The following is a 15,051-nucleotide window of genomic DNA, read 5'->3' on the forward strand; positions in this document are numbered from 1 at the left end:
AAGGATGGTGGAATATAATGCAAAAAGTGATGCTATACCTCTGCTTTACATTATTTATCGTCTTATTATTATTTGTCGGAGTGAAAATTCAATTTTATTTAGATACAGATGCCCAGGCGAACTTTAACGTTTATCCAAGATTATTCTACTTTACACTCTTCCCTCTTATCGTTGGCATTTTATTACGATTCCTCCAATCTATTAATCGCGAAACGAGTAAACAAAACTGGCGCTTTCAACCGGATAAATTTATTGCTATTACGTTGCCTATGCTATTCATTTCCTTTTCTCCAGCCCTACTCTTTTCACCAGTTGGTTCGTACTTACCTTATTTAGCTAATATTATTCTTATAAATACATCTTTTGTTACGATAATTAGTTTAATAGCTGGTTATTCACTGTTAGATTGTTTTATAAAAAAAGACATTGCAAATATGAAAAAATATAATTGATAACCAATACTTAAATGTCATTGGTTTCGGCGGTTTATTTATAAATGCAATATTACTTGTAAAAGTCGCTATCCACGAGAAAAGGAAATTTATGTTAAACTAAAGAAAATTAAGTACTAAGTCAAATTACATTTCAATCAAGGGAGAATTATTATGTATAGACTTTTTGGATTCTCGTGTCTAATGTTTCTCGCAAGTATATGTTCTTTCTTTATTCTAAGAGGACCTCATACAAATTTAACCTTAATTATTACGATTCTAGGTATACTTTCATTACTAGGTATTATTTTTGCAATCGCATCAAAAAATTGGTTATTCAGAATAGTTGGTACTGCATTAAATGGCGTAATATTAGTAGTTGTATACTTCCTATTGCTAGCAAACGGCATAGGTGGTTAATATATTTACGTTTCAATAAGAAAAGCTCGGAGCTTAGACTCTGAGCTTTTTTACTTATCTCACCTTTTCATCTACATACTCCATAAACTGCTCCGCTTTCATAAATCTTTCTTTATATGCCTCAGGTACTTCTTCTACTTTTATTGCACCAGTTGATTTTGTTTTCACTCGTACTATTTCATGTGTCATTAAAGCTTCCATATAGCGATCAAACTCTTCTTGCGTTAATACTTCTTTACTAGATTTATGACCATTTAATTTATCAAAGTATGGTTGAAGGCCCATACTTACCGTTTTCATTTCTTCTCTTTTTTCTGGTGATAATGCATCATAATCAATATTACCGTTCGCATCTCCGTACACAAGCTTTGCATTTGTTAATTTCTTTAGTTCTTTTGTAAACACTTCATATTCTTTTGTCCCCATTTCATCTTTCGCTTCTGATAGCTTTGCACTAAAACGCATGTACGCCTCTAATGTCATCGTTCCAGCATGTTTTTTTACATTCTCAAAAGATCCGTATATACCATCTGCCATAATAGATTGATACGCAAAACCAGTCGTCGGGATTAAAAAAGCTGCTGCAAGCACTCCTGCAATAAGATGTTTCTTTCTCTTACGTCCTCCTTGATTCATTTTAATTTGAACGATTACTTTTTCTTTTAACTCCGGCGGGGCAACAATCCCCTTCGCTTCTTCTCGTATAGATTCTCTAACTCTACAATCTAAACTCATTTCACATTCCCTACCTCTCCTAAAAAGATTTCTTCTACTTGCTCTTTTTGACGTAGTTTTTTTAATGCCGCGTGAATTCTAGATTTCACAGTACCAATTGGAATATGTAATATTTGTGCTACTTCTTCTTGTGAATAATCGTGTAAGTATCTTAAGATAATAACTTGTTTCAATTTATACGGTAATTTATGAATAAGTTCGATTAGTTTTTGGTTTGATATTTTACTTATTACATCGTTAGAAAAATCAATTTGTACTGGTTTTCTTTGCTCTTCTGCTTTTTTTATAATTCGTAGTCGCATCCACCTCTTTCTTCTATAAGAGTGAATTTGTTTAATCGCAAGTCCAATTAGCCAAGGACGAAATGGCTTCTCGCTATCATACTTACGAAGCGATTCATATAGTTGTATGTATATTTCTTGAACGACATCATCTACATCCGTTTTATCTTCAATCAAAAAATGTGCTGTTTTATATACTTCTTGAATCGTTTTATCATACAATTCGCTATACGCTTCTTTATTTCCCGATAAAGTTAATTGGATTAAATCTGTATACACTGTTTCATCCTTCATATACCATCCCTCCTTTGTCTTACACTATATATTGGAAAGTAATCCATATTTCGTTCGATTTTTTCAAAAGTTTTTTTATATAGATTAATATAATGATTCAATATGTTCATAAGCTCCACTTATAATCACACATAACTATTATATAATTTTCCAATTTCTAATGAAGACTTAAAATGATTTAGATAGTCAAATTTAGGAGGATATATAATGAAAGCTATCATTGTAACGTCGTTCGGTGGTCCTGAAGTGATGAAATATACAGATGTGGATATTCCAGCTATTTCAAAAGATCAAGTTTTAATTCGTGTTGTTGCTACAAGTGTTAATTTTGCTGACATTAAATCACGTTATGGCAAAAAAGGAAATAAATCACTACCTTTTATTCCAGGGATAGATGCCGCTGGTATTGTAGAACGTGTCGGTTCTCATGTGAAAAATATTTATCCTGGACAGCGTGTCATTGCATTTCCTCAAAATGGATCATACGCTGAATATGTTGTTGCAAATGAAAATCTTACTTTCGTATTACCTGATGAAATTAATTTCCAAACTGCAGCTGCTTGTCCAATCGTATCTTTTACAAGCTATAATTTACTCGCAAAGGTAGCAAGGCTTCAACAAGGCGAATCAGTACTCATTCATGCGGCTGCTGGCGGAATTGGTACTACAGCTATTCAACTTGCAAAACTATTAGGGGCTGGAAAAGTTATCGGTACTGTCGGAAGTGAAGCAAAAAAAGAAATTGCTTTATATGCCGGAGCTGATTATGTTATTTGTCATCAAGATGAAGATTTTGTAGAGAAAGTCAATGAGCTGACAAATAGAGAAGGCGTAAATATCATTTTAGACTCTATTTCTGGATCTGTTTCGGAAAGAAGTTTAAAATGTCTTGCTTATTACGGTCGCCTCGTTCATTTCGGTAATGCTAGTGGTGAAATTGGCAATTTCCATACGAAAGATTTACATGCAAGTTGCCGTTCTATACTCGGTTTTAGCTTTGGAACTACACGAAAAAAACGTCCTGAACTACTCCAAGAAACTGCAAATGAAGTATTCCGTTATTTGCGTGACGGGCGTTTGCAAATCAATGCTACAAAATCTTTTCCACTCCAAGATGCAGGGAAAGCACATGAATGGGTCGAAAGTAGAAAAAGTACAGGGAAAGTAATACTAACTGTTCAGTCATCTTCCTGAAATGAATACTTGAAACCGAGGTGTCATTCATGGGATCACGAATTATGCATGCTATTATTGCTAACAGGATTGCCGAGAAATTATGTATTCAAGATAAAACTTCTTTCATACTTGGAGGTGTAGCCCCTGATGCAGTTCATTCAGCAGAAGAAAAAGGAACTTCACATTTTTACGCAGGCACGACGAAAAACTATACGCGAAGGATAGATTTCAATTCTTTTTTTCAAAAATATAAAGTTCATATGAATTCCCCTTTTCTCTTAGGCTATTACACCCATCTCATTGCCGATGATAATTGGCTAAGTGGCTTTTTTCTACCTTGGCTAAAAAATAGAATAGAAAATGATGAAACGATCGCACCTATGTACTATAACGATTTTAAATTGTTAAATGCAAAATTGCTTCATCATTACGATAAAGAACAACAGCTCTTCTCTCTTCTCAATCAAGAGGCTCACATTGTCGATATTGAAGAGGTTTCTAAAGAAAACGTTTTTTCTTTTCGAAAGTATCTTTTTGAAGATATGTTGTATCCGGAGCAAAATTTGCATGAAGACTTACAAGTATTTACGTTTAATCAAATCGTTGGTTATATTGAGACAGCTATTGAAAAAGGCGTATTTTATATTAATCAATTCTCTAATGAAAAATCCACTTCAAACATGTAATCCCCCTCAATATATTTGATGGGGATTTTCACATAGTAATATTATTATTTGTTCTTTTCCATAACCGCAAAATAATTCCCTTCACTATCAGCAAAGTTAAATACTTTACCAGAAGGCATAGTTACCATTTCGCCAACAGTAACATTTTTATTTTTTAAATCTGCATATAATTGATCAAGATTTTCTGAGAAGAACATTAAAGACGGTGTACCAAGATTCAATTCTGGGCTCATTTTAGAAATCACTTCTTTATTATGTAATATAATGCTCGTTTCTGCACCGCCCATTGGAGCGATTTCAATCCATCTCATTCCTTGCTTATTATCTTCTTCTGCAACTACATGAAACCCTACCTTTTCCGTCCAAAAATTGACTGCCTCATCTTGATTATTTACATATAACATAATTTGTCCAACTTTATGAATCATTGCATTTCCCCCTAATGATTTTTATATTCTATGTAGGTTTCTACAAATACTATCGTTATTCCTTTTGAGTTGGTATGTACTTCTTTGCAAAATTTATCGACTGACTCATCCCATCTAGTTCGTCAAAATAATCATTTCTTTCAATCATGTTATATCCGTCGAATCCAATTTCATCTAATACTTTGAAGAATATATCGAAATCCACTTCACCATTTCCTACTGCTACTTCTATATACTTACTTAAACTATCACTTTTCACTTCTTTACAATCTTTAATATGAGTTTGTACTATATAATCTTTTAATAGTAATAAACCTTCTTCCGGATTTTCATTTACATCACTTATTAAATTTGCTGGGTCAAAGTTAACAGCTAGTCCTTTCGAGTTTGCAGTTTCTAAAAATCGTTTTAATACTATTGCTTTTTCAGATCCCGTCTCAATAGCAAAGAATCCTCCAAATCTGAATGCTAATTCCCCTATTTCATTACAAACACGTATCATTTTATCATAGTACTCACTGTTTTCATCATCAGGGATTTTCCCAATATGGGCTGTTACTATGTTAGCTCCTAACCTTAACCCTTTATCAGTAATATATTTAAAACTCTCTATTGCACATTCAGCTTCAGTTCCTATCATTCCATTTTCTCCGAAGCTAATTGCTAATGAGGGGACTTGAATCTCATTAAAAGATAAGTTTTCTTTTAAAGTGTTCCATTGTACCTCTGAAATGTTAGCTAAGTTGAAAGTCGAATTCATAGCATATAATTGAATATATTCTCCCCCCCATTCTCTCGCCTTCTTTATTCCTTCGTTTACTTCAATATGTTTCGTATTTAAAAACATCCCTAATTTCCTATCCATATGTGTACCTTCTTTTTATTATTTCGTGTCAGTTTAATATTCGACTTTTTTTATATTATTTCCTTGTATAAACGAAATGAATAAACTAGCCTTTTATCAATACTCCCAGTAGAAGCATATATGATAGGTACATAAAAACACCACTACAATTCCCATTATCACTTGATTACAAACAAAAAAGACGTAACTACAAATAGTTACGCCTTCCACATTATTTATCTAGGCTTTTTCTTCCCAGTAAACGCTGGTTTCTTTTTCTTTGGTGCTTTCGGTTTCGTTTCTACAAATGATCCTTTGAACATTTCTTGCTTCGTAAATACGATACCTAGTTTTTTCGCAAATTGTAGTAATTTACGCTCTTCTTGCGGTGTTACAAGAGATACAACAGTTCCTTCTTTACCCATACGTCCAGTACGTCCTGAGCGGTGAATGTATTGGTCTACTGTGTCTGGTAATTCTAAGTGAATTACATGTGTTAAGTCGTCAATATCGATTCCACGTGCTGCAATATCAGTAGCAAGTAGAATTTCTAATTTCCCGCCGCGGAATGCACGCATCGTTGCTTCACGTTCTTGCTTACTTGCTTCTGCATGAAGAGCCGCTGCTTTCATTTTACGGAATTTCAATTTCTCAGTAATTTCATCTAAACGGAATGGATCGTTTAAGAAAGCAACTGCTTTTACATCGCCCATATGCATAATTCTTCTTACGTAATCATTTTTTTCGCGTCGCTCACAAATAATATACGTATGCTCAACTAAGCTTTTTGATTCTGCACGTGTTACACGTACTAATTGTGGTTCAACTGCTAAATCACGTGCCGCATCTTCTGCAGCTTTTGTCATTGTAGCCGAGAAAAATACTAATTGACGATCACGCATCGTAGATTTAATTACATCTTGCACTGCGCCCATCATTTTTTGCTTTACAATTTGATCAAACTCATCAAATACAATTGTTTTTACTTCATGCATTTTTAGCTTTTTCATACGAATTAATTCTAAAATACGTCCTGGTGAACCGACAATTACTCTTGGGTGTTTCTTTAATTTTTCAACTTGGCGCTTAATATCTGCACCACCAATTAAAGATGCACCTGAAATTTCAGTTCCTGCTGTAAACTTTTGAACCTCTTCATGAATTTGCATGACAAGTTCACGTGTTGGCGCTAAAACAACAACTTGTGGCTGTTTTACTTCAGGATTAATTTTATGTAAAAGGGGTAATAAGTACGCTAATGTTTTTCCTGTTCCAGTTGGAGATTCAGCTATAACGTCTTGTCCTTCTAAAATAGTTGGAATCGCTTGTTTTTGAATTTCAGTTAACTCTTTAAAACCAGCCTTCTCCCAAGCTTGTTGTAAAAATGGTTGCATATCTTTTATCATTTGTTTTTCTCCTTTATCTCTATTTTTGAAGAAAATGCTGTATTGTTCGCACCGTTTCTATCATGTGTGAAATAACAGCTATTAAATCATCAACATGGTCTTCTGTAATCGCTTTTTGAAATAGAACCTCTACCTTATTATGATATGAAATCGCTTGCTTATTATATTCGTATGAAACTTTCTGCATAATCATTCTTTCTTTTCCCCATATAGAACGCATTAATGTTTCAATTTCTTCGCATTTTACTTCTGGTTGTTCTAACGGGAATGAAAATGCTAGCTTCATCTCACAACCAGGTGTAAACTGAGGCACTTCTAGTATTTCACCAGACAAGTTCTTTGCATCCACAGATAATGAAAATGTTGCTTCTACTAACGGTTCAAACGGTTCTGTTAATTGAAATGAGATATGATATATACGACTTAATGAAGCAAGATCCATCATATCTTTTCGATCTGTTACAAGAATATCTCCATGTAGATCAAAATCATACACAGCACCTTCTACGATTACTTTTAAATTGTCAAAAGCAGTTGGATCAAACATAATTTCCTCCAAAAAACAGGCGCCTTTCGATGGAAAGGCGCCACTTGATGTATATATAGTTTACAGATAAACGAGATGAATTACAACCTTTTAGAATAAACCTACTGCTTTTCCATCTTCATTTACATCCATTTGAAGTGCTGCTGGTTGTTTTGGAAGACCTGGCATTGTTAACATTGTACCTGTTAACGCAACGATAAAGCCTGCACCGATAGATGGTTTTAACTCACGAATTGTAACGATAAAGTCAGATGGACGACCTAATTTTGTTGCATCGTCAGAAAGAGAGTATTGTGTTTTCGCCATACAAACTGGTAGGTTACTCCAACCTTCTCCTTCATATTGAGCTAATTGCTTACGTGCTTTCGGAGCAAATTCAATATCTTTTGCACCGTACACTTTTTGAGCAATTGTACGGATTTTTTCTTCTAATGGTAATTCTAACTCATAAAGTGGTGCGTAGTTGTTTTCGCCTTTTTCGATTTCTTTTAACACTTTTTCAGCAAGGTCAACTCCGCCTTGGCCACCTTTCTCCCAAACTTCTGTTAAGGATACTGCATAGCCACGCTCATTACACCATTCTTGTAAGTATGCAACTTCTGCATCTGTATCTGTAATGAATTTATTAATTGCAATTACGAAAGGCACACCGAAGCTTTGAATTGTTTCAACGTGCTTCTGCAAGTTTTCCATACCTTTTGCTAATGCATCTACATTTTCTTCTTTTAATTGATCTTTTGCTACGCCGCCATGCATTTTAAGCGCACGAATCGTCGCAACAATAACAACTGCTTCTGGTTTAATACCAGCTGCACGAGCTTTAATATCTAAAAACTTCTCTGCACCTAAATCAGCACCGAATCCAGCTTCTGTAATAACATAATCACCTAATTTTGCTGCCATTGTTGTAGCAATAACACTGTTACAACCGTGAGCGATATTCGCAAATGGTCCGCCGTGAATGATAGCTGGTGTATTTTCTAACGTTTGCACTAAGTTTGGCTTTAATGCATCTTTTAATAATAATGTTAACGCACCTTCTACACCCAAATCTTTAACCGTTACAGGTTGATTTGCAAAGTTATAAGCAACTACGATGCGCGATAGACGTGCTTTTAAATCTTGAATATCTGTCGCAAGGCAGAATACGGCCATAATTTCAGATGCTACTGTAATATCAAAACCGTCTTCACGTGGTACACCTTGAACCGGTCCACCAAGACCAATTACTACGTTACGAAGGGCACGATCATTTAAGTCAACACAGCGTTTCCAAACGATTTTACGCGTATCAATTCCAAGTGTATTTCCTTGTTGGATATGATTATCAATAAACGCTGCTAACGCATTATTGGCAGTTGTGATCGCATGGATATCCCCAGTAAAGTGAAGGTTAATGTCTTCCATTGGTACAACCTGTGAAAAACCACCACCTGCTGCTCCGCCTTTTAGTCCCATCGTTGGCCCGAGAGATGGTTCGCGAAGTGCAATTACTGTTTTCTTACCAATTTTATTAAAAGCTTGACCTAAACCAACTGTTACTGTTGATTTACCTTCTCCAGCTGGAGTTGGGTTAATCGCTGTTACTAAAACAACTTTACCGTCTTCCTCATTCTGTAAGCGCTTAAAAATATCAAGAGATAGCTTACCTTTATAATGCCCGTATGGCTCTAATTCATCTTCTAAAATATTTAAATCAGCTGCAATTTCTTGAATCTTCTTCATACTCGCTTCTTGTGCGATTTCAATGTCGGATTTAACTGTTGTAGTAGTTGTCATATACCCTAGTCCCCCTTTAATTGGTTCTGATGATATTGTATCAGTTTTTTGTATTTTCTGCACTTATTTACCTCCTAAAAATTCTTTCATTTCTTTATACGTTTTTTAACATAAATACCCATAAGAATGTTAACGATTGTTGTAACTCTGTAGGGAGTTGACCTAACATCTTCTCATTTACTCCGCGCTTATATACACCGATTCCATCTACAACTTCAAAACCTTGTTCTTTCGCTAACTGTTCAAATTCCCAAGGCATCATCGTATTACAAACAACGTCTTTGCCGTATAAACGAGGATAACTGTTCTCTCGCGGCTTTGCTGTCGGTCCTAAAATTGCAATACATGCATACCCATCGCTTTTTAAAACGCGCTTTATCTCATTTAATGCTTGTAATGGCTCCTCGGTCCATTCTAAAGAATTAATTGCCATAATTGATTCAAATTGTTCATTTTCGAACGGTAAGGAAGAAAGATCCCCTTTTATAAAGGATAAATCCGGTCCCTCTCCGCGTTCCTTCCCTTTTTGAATCATCACTTCTGATAAATCTACTCCAACTGCTTTATAGCCTGCGCGACTTAATTTATATGTACCGTATCCATCTCCACAACCAACGTCAAGCACCTTGGCTTCTTTCTTCACGTATTGTTCAAAAAATGGAATAATCGTACTCCTACTCCCGCTGTCCCACATCTCCTGACTATTTTGGTTCCAAAATTCTGCACTACTATCCCATTTTTTCTCTGCTGACTCATGCCAATTAAATCTTGTCATGCAATCCCCTACCTTTACGCTTTGTCACTCATTTCATTCTACATCATTTTCCAAAATTCCTGTTTTATCTTCCTTAGGAGATGTACATGCTAACGATGGAATCTTTATTCTCCAATTTTTGCTTTACTTGGGTTTAACTCATACTCATGTTCTTCTCTTTATGAAAGATACTATAGGTACACCCAATTGAAAGAGAGGGATGTACATGCGAAGAAAGAGAAATCATCATTTTAAAAGTGGTGAAAAAAACGAAGAGTATGCAGCTGAAATATCACCAGCTGGCATACCAATTAGACATAAGCGTAAAGAAATTGCAAATGAAATAGAAGGTACAAATACCGGTGCAATGATAGGTTATGTCGCTTTATTTCTTTCGCTTTTCTCAATTGCATTTTATCCAGTTACACTCGGTTCCCTTGCAATTTTAATTGGCTTATTAGCTGTCAATTTTGGAGCAAGAACACTTGGATATACAGCAATTGGTTTTGGTAGTTTTTCTGTTTTATTTACTTTACTTTATCCGCTTGCTTTGTCAGCGTTTTAAAAAAACACACCAAGTTATACTTGGTGTGTTCATTCGTGATACAACATAATATGACCGCATCCACAGCAATGTTTCGCTGTAATTTCTTGAAACACTGGATAATTTTCTTCATCCCTATGCTCAATAAACACCTTTTCAAAACGGTACATATTTGGCGCATATGCCCAGTCTTGTTTCGTACGTGCATATAATGTAGAAGAGAAAAACTCCTCACCGCCGCAAACAATACATGTGTTCTTCATCAATACCCCTCCTATGCTTGTCTTACTTCATCTATATGAACATAAGCATAAGAAAAAGACCTTCTATTACTAGAAAGTCTTCTCTGAAACAAAAAGAAATGTACCAAACATTCCTACTCCGCTATATTCTTTCGTAACACCAGCTTCAGTTTTAAATGTTTGCTTTACAGTCATAAAGAATACACCATTTCGTGCATCTGTACTTTCAAATTTTAGTTTTTCTTTTTTACCATCTACATTTTGTGTGCATTCAAAACTACTCTCATCACATTTCAATGCATACTTATCTTCCAGATACAATTTAAAATCTGATTCTTTCGGACAAGTTATAAGTAATATTGCCACGAGAATAATACTTACAATACCCACAATTGTATAATATTTCTTCATTTGTACTCCTTTCAAAAGACAAGAAAACTTGACTGCATGCGCCAAGTTTTCTTAGTCTACAACCCATTGCCACTCTTGTTCTTTCTTATCAAAAATAAGCCAACCAGTCTCTGTCGCTTCTTCTTTCAATTCATCGATATTATCTAGTACCTCATCCGTACTTTCATACGAACCCACTACATATACCGGAATTTCAAGACCCCTTCTTGACTCAATTTTCCCTGCCAGATCAATATAAAGACCATCTTCCATTAATGGAATAAGCCCCATAATCACTTCTTTTGAAATTGCTGGGAAAATTTTTGATTTTTGGAAGAAAGAAAAACGTTTCTTACCGAAAGCACCGAGTTTATAAGGAATGACTTTACTTAACATTCCTACAAAATCAGCAATTCTACGATAATACACTTTGTTGTACCATCCGTCATCATGTGAAAAATAAACAAATCTATTTTTCAATAACGGAAAGAACGTTCTTGCAAGTGGTTCTTTTTTGTGAGCCAAATATAAAAGTTCTGCAATTTCTTTTGGCTCTAGTTCATCTAAATCGCTTGCATCATCAAAATCTACCCAACAAAATTCATCAAATTCATCAATCTCTGCTTGAATTAACTTATGTATATTTTCTTCCTCAACATATTCAAATAAAGTATGATAATGAAAATCTGTCCATTCAAAATTATGCTTTAAAAGCAACACTTGATGAAGCGGTGAAGGGATGTTACTTGCAAACTCTTTAAACGTAATTCCTGATGTAATAAAACAATGACCTCGACGATTACCATTAATATATATCATATTCTTTACTTGGTCAGATCCTCCAGACAAAGCACCTAGCCACCTTCGTTTTATATGTTTCAATTCTATAGCATATTTTAACATGAAAAATTTTAGAAACATAGAAAAAACTTCAAAAACTATTTACAATTTCATGTGTTTTATTACATAGTGATTACAAGAAAAAACACCTGCTCGTAAGCAGGCGTTTTTAAAGGATTTCATCTGGGTTTTGAGGATGATGATTTCCCTCTTTCTTTTCATTTTTTTGGAACATCGATTGAATCTTATCAATTGTTTGTGGAGCTAATTCAATCATTTTCTCTGCTAAATGTGTCGCATTTTGTAAATGAAGAATATTTACTCCCTCTTTATTCACTACAAGAAATGCCACTGGTGTAATAGAAACACCACCCGCGCTACCGCCACCAAATGCAGGGTTACCGTTCGCTCTTTGTCCATCATTCGTTTGGAAATCAGAACCTCCTGCTCCAAACCCGAACGCTACTTTAGAAACCGTTAACACCACACCACCGTCAGCCGTTTGAACAGGCTCTCCAACAATCGTATTTACATCGACCATTTCTTTTAAATTTTCCATTGCTGCTTTCATTAACCCTTGAATTGGATGATCCACCGTTCATAACCTCCTTTGTCATATCTTTCCTAGTTTTTCCGAAAGTTTGTGAACTAAACATAAAATTTTATATTGCTTTCAAAAAAATTAAGTTGTAATATTTAGAAAAATAAAAAAGAGGTCGATTCGTTATGATGCGAAAATTAACAAAGAAAGATCATGAACAAGTATTCGCTTACCTAAAAGAAGAAGCAGCCCTTAACTTATTTATTATTGGAGATATTGAAGCTTTCGGTTATGATACAGATTTCCAAGAACTATGGGGAGTATTTAAAGAGAATGGGACATTAAAATCAATTTTGCTCCGCTTTCACGATTCATTTATACCATATAGTAAAGAAGAGTTTGTAGTAACTGACTATGAGGCACTTCTTTCCGCATATAAGCCGCTGAAACTCTCTGGTAAGTCAACTATTGTTGAACGATTTGAAACCGTTTCAAGTATACAACTAGGTACTAAAAATGAAATGTATTTTTGTGAATGTCTAGATGCCGACAACTTACCTAGTACGCCTGCCCAAGAAACCATTAAACTTGCCACACTAGATGATGTAGAGCGAATTATGCAATTACGAAGTAACATCGCTGAATTCCCAACTGCTAATGAATCAGAGAAAATATTAAGACAAGCTCTCGAAACAAATACAGGACGTACGTATTATATTGAAAAAGACGGTGCTATTATTGCATCCGCCTCTACATCTGCTGAAAATTCATTATCTGCTATGGTAATTGGCGTATGCACACATCCGAATTATCGCGGGAGCGGATATGCTTCGCTTATATTACAAAAAATGATTCGGGACTTTACGAATGAAGGCCGAACACTTTGTTTATTTTATAACAATCCAGCTGCTGGACGAATTTATAAACGATTAGGTTTTAAAGACATTGGAATGTGGACGATGTATCGATAATTAAAAGCCGATTTAAAATCGGCTTTTATACATATGGTGCTATTCCAGCTTCAAAAGCTTTCTTATCATTATTTAGTACGCCAAATAATGCTTCTTGAAGCGCAAATGTACTCTTATAAAAATCCATTCGCTCCTTTACTGCTTCTAAATTAGGATAATAGGCTTCAAATAGTTGTAAAAACTCTTCTCCATAACTAGCTAATATCCCAGCAAAATCATAAGCCGGATCTCCAATGCTCGCTCCACCAAAATCTATGACCCCTGAAATATTCTTTTTTGTTACACTATATAAAATGTTTGTCATGCCAAAGTCCCCATGAACAAGACTAGGAGTAAAGTTAAAATGACTACTTTCATTTAAATATAACTCAAAGGATGTTGAGACCTCTTTTCTCGCTACATTTCTCATGAATGGATAAACATGTTCTTTTAATTGGCTATATAAACTATTTATTTCTGAATACATATCAGTACTATCACATTGCATAATACCTTCGAATGTAGATAATGGAATTTCATGCAACTCTTTTAAAAATCTCGCCAATGTGCACGCAAGTTTTTGTAATTGCTTTTCATCATTTATTTCCGTAAAAACATTTTTCCAAAACGGGTCTCCTTCAATCATCTCATAACCTGCAAATACTTTCCCTGGTACTTCATTTTGAAACCCTTGATAACTTGGCTTGGGAATTTGAAGCGTAATGAAGGGTCTTATTTTCTCTAGTAACTGTGTTTCTATTCGAAGTTTCTGAATACCTTTTTCATATTTCGGAAACCGGAATACTATATTATCATTTACAATTAACACATCATTATTTTGACCTATTTCATTTATATAAACAGAATTTATTTGTAATTCAGGATACAACCTTTGTAAATACACAACATACTCATTTTCTTTTCTCACTCTTTCTCTTCTCCCGTTTAAACTATTATTCTCACTTCAAAGTCATAATGACCTGTCTTTCAACAAAACCAAACTCTTCGTACATCTCTTTTGCAAAATTTCCAGCAAATACATTCAAACGAATTTCTGAATAATTCTTTTGTAATTCCTTAATACCAGCCTCCATTAACTTTCTTGACAATCCTTTCCCGCGGTACTCTGGAAAAACATATAATTCGTATATAAACCCTAGTTTTTCATGAGAAAAATAGTCCGTATTTTCCCCTATTAATATCCAACCCATTACAACGTTTTCTTCTTTAACGACTAAATAATACGCTCCCTTTTCTACAATCGGCCTTGTAATTTCAATCGCTTTCTCTGTATTTAAACGACAATTTCCCCTCGTACCTTCAAAAAGCGATTGAGCTGCATATTGTATTATTTCGTCCGTTTCTTCCCGATTTGCCTTTTCTATCATTTTTCACAACTCTCCTCTTTAATAGGCATTAATATCGCTCGTTCAAGATCCTCCGCTTCCATAACAATTGCCATTAATCCATGCTCTGTACTTGTCTCATGAAACTCACCCTTCTCCCAAAACACAGCTTGTCCCGCTTCCACCTTCACTTTTTCTTTATCTGTCCCGCATACATATCCTTCTCCGTCCACAATAAGAAGCAGTTGCGATACAACTGCTTCATGATATCCAATTATTCCATTCTCTTTTACATGCATAGCACCGATATGTATATTCCCTCGATGATTTACTATTTTCGACATTATGAAATTAGATTGAAATGCTGTGATTTGCTTTCCTACTTTTTCATTAAAATCAAAAATTTTCACTTCTAGT

At 34.8% G+C, this 15,051-nt stretch carries 21 protein-coding genes; 6 read left to right on the forward strand and 15 right to left on the reverse strand.

Annotated features, from left to right (window positions below; all coding sequences use genetic code 11):
* The first annotated feature begins 17 nt into the window (after positions 1 to 17).
* Together PDK19_RS06095 and PDK19_RS06100 are read left to right on the forward strand one after the other, a co-directional pair.
* On the forward strand, positions 18 to 452 hold the full coding sequence (locus tag PDK19_RS06095; RefSeq protein ID WP_001174525.1) for a hypothetical protein: 435 nt from the start codon (positions 18 to 20) through the stop codon (positions 450 to 452).
* 153 nt (positions 453 to 605) lie between these two features.
* Positions 606 to 851, forward strand: a complete 246-nt coding sequence (locus tag PDK19_RS06100) for a hypothetical protein (protein WP_049113297.1) — start codon at positions 606 to 608, stop codon at positions 849 to 851.
* 54 nt (positions 852 to 905) lie between these two features.
* Here the strand turns inward: PDK19_RS06100 and PDK19_RS06105 are convergent, their stop codons facing one another.
* Positions 906 to 1,586, reverse strand: a complete 681-nt coding sequence (locus tag PDK19_RS06105; protein WP_049113295.1) for a DUF3600 domain-containing protein — start codon at positions 1,584 to 1,586, stop codon at positions 906 to 908.
* Positions 1,583 to 2,161: a sigma-70 family RNA polymerase sigma factor gene (locus PDK19_RS06110; RefSeq protein WP_000651116.1), complete on the reverse strand. Its 579-nt coding sequence runs from the start codon at positions 2,159 to 2,161 to the stop codon at positions 1,583 to 1,585. The genes PDK19_RS06105 and PDK19_RS06110 overlap by 4 nt, the downstream gene beginning before the upstream one ends.
* 207 nt (positions 2,162 to 2,368) lie before the next feature.
* On the opposite strand from PDK19_RS06110, the gene PDK19_RS06115 reads away from it, so the two are divergent.
* On the forward strand, positions 2,369 to 3,355 hold the full coding sequence (locus tag PDK19_RS06115) for a quinone oxidoreductase family protein (RefSeq protein ID WP_049113294.1): 987 nt from the start codon (positions 2,369 to 2,371) through the stop codon (positions 3,353 to 3,355).
* Positions 3,356 to 3,384: 29 nt separating this feature from the next.
* On the forward strand, positions 3,385 to 4,023 hold the full coding sequence (locus tag PDK19_RS06120) for a zinc dependent phospholipase C family protein (RefSeq protein WP_000535603.1): 639 nt from the start codon (positions 3,385 to 3,387) through the stop codon (positions 4,021 to 4,023).
* A gap of 44 nt (positions 4,024 to 4,067) precedes the next feature.
* Here PDK19_RS06120 and PDK19_RS06125 read toward each other — a convergent pair whose 3' ends face one another.
* The 6 genes from PDK19_RS06125 to PDK19_RS06150 form a co-directional block, all read right to left on the reverse strand.
* Complete coding sequence (locus tag PDK19_RS06125; RefSeq protein ID WP_000581469.1) at positions 4,068 to 4,451, reverse strand: VOC family protein; 384 nt, start codon at positions 4,449 to 4,451, stop codon at positions 4,068 to 4,070.
* A gap of 55 nt (positions 4,452 to 4,506) precedes the next feature.
* The gene (locus tag PDK19_RS06130) at positions 4,507 to 5,316 is read right to left on the reverse strand and encodes a sugar phosphate isomerase/epimerase family protein (RefSeq protein WP_049113293.1); all 810 of its coding nucleotides are present in this window, start codon (positions 5,314 to 5,316) and stop codon (positions 4,507 to 4,509) included.
* Positions 5,317 to 5,531: 215 nt separating this feature from the next.
* On the reverse strand, positions 5,532 to 6,701 hold the full coding sequence (locus tag PDK19_RS06135; protein ID WP_000588613.1) for a DEAD/DEAH box helicase: 1,170 nt from the start codon (positions 6,699 to 6,701) through the stop codon (positions 5,532 to 5,534).
* 19 nt (positions 6,702 to 6,720) lie between these two features.
* On the reverse strand, positions 6,721 to 7,248 hold the full coding sequence (locus PDK19_RS06140; protein ID WP_000460219.1) for a hypothetical protein: 528 nt from the start codon (positions 7,246 to 7,248) through the stop codon (positions 6,721 to 6,723).
* Positions 7,249 to 7,338: 90 nt separating this feature from the next.
* Positions 7,339 to 9,027, reverse strand: coding sequence for a formate--tetrahydrofolate ligase (locus PDK19_RS06145; protein WP_049113306.1), 1,689 nt, complete (start codon positions 9,025 to 9,027; stop codon positions 7,339 to 7,341).
* 94 nt (positions 9,028 to 9,121) lie between these two features.
* Positions 9,122 to 9,802 (reverse strand): class I SAM-dependent methyltransferase, encoded by a 681-nt coding sequence (locus PDK19_RS06150; protein WP_014893799.1) that lies wholly within the window; start codon positions 9,800 to 9,802, stop codon positions 9,122 to 9,124.
* Positions 9,803 to 10,007: 205 nt separating this feature from the next.
* Here PDK19_RS06150 and PDK19_RS06155 point away from each other — a divergent pair, with 205 nt between their 5' ends.
* Positions 10,008 to 10,346, forward strand: coding sequence for a hypothetical protein (locus PDK19_RS06155; RefSeq protein ID WP_001253196.1), 339 nt, complete (start codon positions 10,008 to 10,010; stop codon positions 10,344 to 10,346).
* A 29-nt stretch (positions 10,347 to 10,375) separates the two neighbouring features.
* On the opposite strand, the gene PDK19_RS06160 is transcribed toward PDK19_RS06155, so the two are convergent.
* The 4 genes from PDK19_RS06160 to ytfJ all read right to left on the reverse strand — a co-directional run bounded on the left by PDK19_RS06160 (position 10,376) and on the right by ytfJ (position 12,392).
* The gene (locus tag PDK19_RS06160) at positions 10,376 to 10,588 is read right to left on the reverse strand and encodes a hypothetical protein (RefSeq protein ID WP_000798747.1); all 213 of its coding nucleotides are present in this window, start codon (positions 10,586 to 10,588) and stop codon (positions 10,376 to 10,378) included.
* A 69-nt stretch (positions 10,589 to 10,657) separates the two neighbouring features.
* On the reverse strand, positions 10,658 to 10,978 hold the full coding sequence (locus PDK19_RS06165) for a hypothetical protein (protein ID WP_000761181.1): 321 nt from the start codon (positions 10,976 to 10,978) through the stop codon (positions 10,658 to 10,660).
* A 51-nt stretch (positions 10,979 to 11,029) separates the two neighbouring features.
* Positions 11,030 to 11,806 (reverse strand): oxalate:formate antiporter, encoded by a 777-nt coding sequence (locus PDK19_RS06170; RefSeq protein ID WP_000014090.1) that lies wholly within the window; start codon positions 11,804 to 11,806, stop codon positions 11,030 to 11,032.
* A 160-nt stretch (positions 11,807 to 11,966) separates the two neighbouring features.
* The gene (gene ytfJ, locus PDK19_RS06175) at positions 11,967 to 12,392 is read right to left on the reverse strand and encodes a GerW family sporulation protein (RefSeq protein WP_014893800.1); all 426 of its coding nucleotides are present in this window, start codon (positions 12,390 to 12,392) and stop codon (positions 11,967 to 11,969) included.
* 131 nt (positions 12,393 to 12,523) lie between these two features.
* Here ytfJ and PDK19_RS06180 point away from each other — a divergent pair, with 131 nt between their 5' ends.
* Positions 12,524 to 13,309 carry a GNAT family N-acetyltransferase gene (locus PDK19_RS06180; RefSeq protein ID WP_049113953.1) on the forward strand — a complete coding sequence of 262 codons (786 nt, stop codon included), beginning with the start codon at positions 12,524 to 12,526 and terminating at the stop codon, positions 13,307 to 13,309.
* A gap of 25 nt (positions 13,310 to 13,334) precedes the next feature.
* On the opposite strand, the gene PDK19_RS06185 is transcribed toward PDK19_RS06180, so the two are convergent.
* Genes PDK19_RS06185 through PDK19_RS06195 form a run of 3 tightly spaced genes read right to left on the reverse strand, consistent with a single transcriptional unit; the run spans position 13,335 to position 15,044 of the window.
* On the reverse strand, positions 13,335 to 14,216 hold the full coding sequence (locus PDK19_RS06185) for a phosphotransferase family protein (RefSeq protein ID WP_270706752.1): 882 nt from the start codon (positions 14,214 to 14,216) through the stop codon (positions 13,335 to 13,337).
* 31 nt (positions 14,217 to 14,247) lie between these two features.
* Positions 14,248 to 14,676, reverse strand: coding sequence for a GNAT family N-acetyltransferase (locus tag PDK19_RS06190; protein WP_000570288.1), 429 nt, complete (start codon positions 14,674 to 14,676; stop codon positions 14,248 to 14,250).
* Complete coding sequence (locus PDK19_RS06195) at positions 14,673 to 15,044, reverse strand: cupin (RefSeq protein ID WP_074567853.1); 372 nt, start codon at positions 15,042 to 15,044, stop codon at positions 14,673 to 14,675. Before PDK19_RS06195 ends, PDK19_RS06190 begins: the two co-directional genes overlap by 4 nt.
* Positions 15,045 to 15,051 lie beyond the last annotated feature (7 nt).

Source organism: Bacillus cereus group sp. BcHK124 (genome assembly GCF_027712065.1).
Taxonomy (GTDB): domain Bacteria; phylum Bacillota; class Bacilli; order Bacillales; family Bacillaceae_G; genus Bacillus_A; species Bacillus_A pacificus.

What these genes read in the sequence shown, in the direction of transcription:
- PDK19_RS06095 (WP_001174525.1), top strand. Translation starts at nt 18, where the DNA reads ATGCAAAAAGTGATGCTATACCTCTGCTTTACATTATTTATCGTCTTA.
- PDK19_RS06100 (WP_049113297.1), top strand. Translation starts at nt 606, where the DNA reads ATGTATAGACTTTTTGGATTCTCGTGTCTAATGTTTCTCGCAAGTATA.
- PDK19_RS06105 (WP_049113295.1), bottom strand. Translation starts at nt 1,586, where the DNA reads ATGAGTTTAGATTGTAGAGTTAGAGAATCTATACGAGAAGAAGCGAAG.
- PDK19_RS06110 (WP_000651116.1), bottom strand. Translation starts at nt 2,161, where the DNA reads ATGAAGGATGAAACAGTGTATACAGATTTAATCCAATTAACTTTATCG.
- PDK19_RS06115 (WP_049113294.1), top strand. Translation starts at nt 2,369, where the DNA reads ATGAAAGCTATCATTGTAACGTCGTTCGGTGGTCCTGAAGTGATGAAA.
- PDK19_RS06120 (WP_000535603.1), top strand. Translation starts at nt 3,385, where the DNA reads ATGGGATCACGAATTATGCATGCTATTATTGCTAACAGGATTGCCGAG.
- PDK19_RS06125 (WP_000581469.1), bottom strand. Translation starts at nt 4,451, where the DNA reads ATGATTCATAAAGTTGGACAAATTATGTTATATGTAAATAATCAAGAT.
- PDK19_RS06130 (WP_049113293.1), bottom strand. Translation starts at nt 5,316, where the DNA reads ATGGATAGGAAATTAGGGATGTTTTTAAATACGAAACATATTGAAGTA.
- PDK19_RS06135 (WP_000588613.1), bottom strand. Translation starts at nt 6,701, where the DNA reads ATGATAAAAGATATGCAACCATTTTTACAACAAGCTTGGGAGAAGGCT.
- PDK19_RS06140 (WP_000460219.1), bottom strand. Translation starts at nt 7,248, where the DNA reads ATGTTTGATCCAACTGCTTTTGACAATTTAAAAGTAATCGTAGAAGGT.
- PDK19_RS06145 (WP_049113306.1), bottom strand. Translation starts at nt 9,027, where the DNA reads ATGACAACTACTACAACAGTTAAATCCGACATTGAAATCGCACAAGAA.
- PDK19_RS06150 (WP_014893799.1), bottom strand. Translation starts at nt 9,802, where the DNA reads ATGACAAGATTTAATTGGCATGAGTCAGCAGAGAAAAAATGGGATAGT.
- PDK19_RS06155 (WP_001253196.1), top strand. Translation starts at nt 10,008, where the DNA reads ATGCGAAGAAAGAGAAATCATCATTTTAAAAGTGGTGAAAAAAACGAA.
- PDK19_RS06160 (WP_000798747.1), bottom strand. Translation starts at nt 10,588, where the DNA reads ATGAAGAACACATGTATTGTTTGCGGCGGTGAGGAGTTTTTCTCTTCT.
- PDK19_RS06165 (WP_000761181.1), bottom strand. Translation starts at nt 10,978, where the DNA reads ATGAAGAAATATTATACAATTGTGGGTATTGTAAGTATTATTCTCGTG.
- PDK19_RS06180 (WP_049113953.1), top strand. Translation starts at nt 12,524, where the DNA reads ATGATGCGAAAATTAACAAAGAAAGATCATGAACAAGTATTCGCTTAC.
- PDK19_RS06190 (WP_000570288.1), bottom strand. Translation starts at nt 14,676, where the DNA reads ATGATAGAAAAGGCAAATCGGGAAGAAACGGACGAAATAATACAATAT.